General features: G+C 62.7%; 2 protein-coding genes and 2 pseudogenes. All 4 read left to right on the top strand.

Annotation, left to right across the window (positions count from 1 at the left end; all coding sequences use genetic code 11):
* Positions 1-571 (top strand): annotated as a pseudogene (locus EN906_RS26085) (NADH-quinone oxidoreductase subunit L); the annotation flags it as partial.
* Positions 571-2,076 carry an NADH-quinone oxidoreductase subunit M gene (locus tag EN906_RS26080; protein ID WP_127267202.1) on the top strand — a complete coding sequence of 502 codons (1,506 nt, stop codon included), beginning with the start codon at positions 571-573 and terminating at the stop codon, positions 2,074-2,076. The pseudogene EN906_RS26085 and the gene EN906_RS26080, both read left to right, overlap by 1 nt.
* 18 nt (positions 2,077-2,094) lie before the next feature.
* On the top strand, positions 2,095-3,531 hold the full coding sequence (gene nuoN, locus EN906_RS26075) for an NADH-quinone oxidoreductase subunit NuoN (RefSeq protein ID WP_127267201.1): 1,437 nt from the start codon (positions 2,095-2,097) through the stop codon (positions 3,529-3,531).
* A gap of 5 nt (positions 3,532-3,536) precedes the next feature.
* A pseudogene (locus EN906_RS26070) lies at positions 3,537-3,837 on the top strand (biotin--[acetyl-CoA-carboxylase] ligase); the annotation flags it as partial.

Genomic DNA, 3,837 nt, shown 5'->3' with positions numbered 1-3,837 from the left:
CCATGAGGTGATGCCCCATGTCCATGAATCGCCGCCGGTGATGCTGGTGCCGCTGTTCATCTTGGCCGCGGGCGCGCTGTTTGCCGGCGTCATCTTCCACGGTGCCTTCATCGGCGAGGGCTATGCCGAGTTCTGGAAGGCATCGCTGTTCACACTGCCTGACAATCACATCCTGCACGACATCCACGAATTGCCGCTGTGGGTCGAACTGTCGCCCTTCATCGCCATGCTGATCGGCTTCGCGCTGGCCTGGAAATTCTACATCCGCTCGCCGGAAATGCCGGTCAACCTCGCCGCGCAGCATCGCGGGCTCTACGCCTTCCTGCTCAACAAGTGGTATTTCGACGAGCTCTACGACTTCCTGTTCGTGCGGCCCGCCAAGCGCCTCGGCCATTTCCTGTGGAAGACCGGCGACGGCACCATCATCGACGGCCTTGGCCCGGATGGCATTGCGGCGCGCGTCGTCGATGTCACCGACCGCGTCGTCAAGCTGCAGACCGGCTATCTCTACCACTACGCCTTCGCCATGCTGATCGGCGTTGCCGCACTCGTCACCTGGATGATGCTCTGATGACCGCCTGGCCAATCCTCTCGCTGGTCACCTTCCTGCCGCTGGTTGGTGTGCTGCTTATCCTGTTCATCAATGACGACAGCGAAAATGCACGCCGCAACATCCGCGCCATCGCGCTGTTGACGACGACTTTCACGTTCATCATCTCGCTGTTCATCTGGACCGGATTTGACAATTCGCAGTCCGGCTTCCAGTTCGTCGAGAAGGTCGCCTGGCTCGACTCCGGCATTTCCTACCATATGGGCGTCGACGGCATCTCGATGCTGTTCGTCATCTTGACGACGTTCCTGATGCCGCTCTGCATCCTGGCGTCGTGGGAATCGATCGAGAAGCGCGTGAAGGCCTACATGATCGCCTTCCTGCTGCTCGAAACGCTGATGATCGGCGTGTTCTGCGCGCTGGACATCGTGCTGTTCTACGTCTTCTTCGAAGCCGGCCTGATCCCGATGTTCATCATTATCGGCGTCTGGGGCGGCAAGCGGCGCGTCTACGCCTCGTTCAAGTTCTTCCTCTACACGCTCGCCGGCTCGGTGCTGATGCTGCTCGCCATCATGGCGATGCTCTTCCAGTCCGGCACAACCGACATCCCGACGCTGCTGACCCACAACTTCCCGGCCAGCATGCAGACCTGGCTATGGCTTGCCTTCTTCGCCTCCTTCGCGGTGAAGATGCCAATGTGGCCGGTGCACACCTGGCTGCCCGACGCGCACGTCGAGGCGCCGACGGCGGGCTCCGTCATCCTGGCCGGCATCCTGTTGAAGATGGGCGGGTACGGCTTCCTGCGCTTCTCCTTGCCGATGTTCCCGCTGGCGTCGGAAATGTTCGCGCCGCTGGTCTTCGCGCTGTCGGTCGTCGCCATCATCTACACCTCCCTGGTGGCGCTGATGCAGGAAGACATGAAGAAGCTGATCGCCTATTCGTCGGTTGCTCATATGGGCTTCGTCACCATGGGCATCTTCGCCATGAACCAGGAAGGCGTGCAGGGCGCGATCTTCCAGATGCTCAGCCACGGCCTCGTCTCCGGTGCGCTGTTCCTGTGCGTCGGCGTCATCTACGACCGCATGCACACACGTGAGATCGCGGCCTATGGCGGCCTGGTCAACAACATGCCGAAATACGCCACGGTGTTCCTGATCTTCACCATGGCCAATGTCGGCCTGCCCGGTACCAGCGGCTTCGTCGGCGAGTTCCTGACCATGCTCGGCGTGTTCCGGGTCAACACCTGGGTGGCGTTCTTCGCCGCCACCGGCGTCATCCTGTCGGCCGCCTACGCGCTCTGGCTCTACCGCCGGGTGATCTTCGGTGCGCTGACCAAGGACAGCCTGAAGGGCCTGCTCGACCTGTCGCTGCGCGAGAAGGTGATCATCTACCCGCTGGTCGTTCTAGTCATCTTCTTCGGCGTCTATCCCGCCCCGGTCTTCGACGCGACGGCCGAATCGGTCAAGTCGCTCGTCACCAATGTCACTGCATCCATCGGCGCCGCGCAGACCGCGGCGGCGAACTGACCAGAGGTTTTGCGAACCATGACGCCGGACCTTCTCTCCAGCCTGTCGCTCTCGACGCCAGAGCTGATCCTTGCCGTCGGCGCGCTGGCGCTGCTGATGGTCGGAGCCTATTCGCGCGCCAACACGGCCAACACGGTAACCGGCCTTGCGGTGGCCGTGCTGGCGATCGCAGGCGCCTGGCTGATCTTCCGGACCGGGCAGGGCAGCGCTTACGGCAATGCCTTCATCCAGGATTCCTTCGCCCGCTTCATGAAGGTGCTGGCGCTGGTCGGCTCGGCGGTGACGCTGGTGATGTCGATGCGCTTTGCCAAGGCTGAACGCTTCGACAAGTTCGAATATCCGGTGCTGATCCTGCTGTGCACGCTCGGCATGATGTTGATGATCTCCGCCAATAGCATGATCGGGCTCTATCTCGGCCTCGAACTGCAATCGCTGGCGATCTACGTGCTGTGCGCGATCAACCGCGACAATCTGCGTTCGACTGAGGCTGGCCTCAAATATTTCGTCCTCGGCGCGCTGTCGTCGGGCATGCTGCTCTATGGCATCAGCCTGGTCTATGGCTACACCGGCAACACCGGCTTCCAGGAAATCGCTTCTGCGCTCGGCAGCGGCGAGCGCCAGCTTGGCCTCGTTTTCGGCCTCGTCTTCGTGCTGGCCGGCCTGGCCTTCAAGATCTCGGCGGTGCCGTTCCACATGTGGACGCCAGACGTCTATGAGGGCGCGCCGACGCCGGTGACGGCCTTTTTGGCGGCGGCGCCCAAGATGGCGGCGATGGCGCTGATGGTTCGCGTCACCATGGGCGCGTTCAAGCCGATCGCCGCAGACTGGCAGCAGATCATCGTCTTCATCTCGATCGCCTCGATGGCGCTTGGTGCTTTCGCCGCCATCGGCCAGACCAACATCAAGCGGCTTATGGCCTATTCCTCGATCGGCCATATGGGCTACGCGCTGGTCGGCCTTGCCGCCAACAGCCAGGCCGGCGTGCGCGGCGTTGCCATCTACATGCTGATCTATCTGGTGATGACGCTCGGCACCTTCGCCTTCATCCTCGCCATGCGGCGCAAGGAAGGCAATGTCGAGCAGATCAGCGACCTGGCCGGCCTGTCGTCGACCAATCCGATCATGGCGACGATCCTGACCATCCTGATGTTCTCCCTGGCCGGCATTCCGCCGCTCGCCGGCTTCTGGGGGAAATGGTACGTCTTCCTCGCCGCCATCAACGCCAATCTCTATGCGCTGGCGATCATCGGCGTGCTGGCCTCGGTGGTGGGCGCCTATTACTACCTGCGCATCATCAAGATCATGTGGTTCGACGAACCGGTTGGCGGCTTCGTGCCGATGGCGACGGAATTGCGTGTCGTGCTCGGCGTCTCCGGCGCCTTCGTGCTGTTCTACGTGCTGATCGGCGGGCCGATCGGCACCTATGCCGAAGCCGCCGCCAAGACGTTTTTCTAGTCGGCATGGCATTTCGGCTGGCTCCAACCTCGGCGTCGGAAGGGTTCCGGCTCGAGGCGCATGAGAGCGTCGGCTCCACCAATGGGCTGGCACTGGACCACGCAAGGGCAGGCGACCCCGGCAGATTGTGGGTCGTTTCCAAGAAGCAGGAAAGCGGGCGTGGCCGGCGCGGCCGCGTCTGGGCGACCCCCGAAGGCAACCTCGCGGCGACGCTGCTCGTCATCACCAAGGCGGAGCTTCGCCTTGCCGCGACGCTGGGCTTCGTCGCCGGACTGGCGCTGGCCGATGCGCTCGACGCCGTGGTGC

The sequence above is a fragment of the Mesorhizobium sp. M7A.F.Ca.CA.004.06.1.1 genome (assembly GCF_003999135.1).
Taxonomy (GTDB): domain Bacteria; phylum Pseudomonadota; class Alphaproteobacteria; order Rhizobiales; family Rhizobiaceae; genus Mesorhizobium.
The sequence above is the reverse complement of the archived record's forward strand: the minus strand, read 5'-3'. Positions and strand labels throughout refer to the sequence as shown.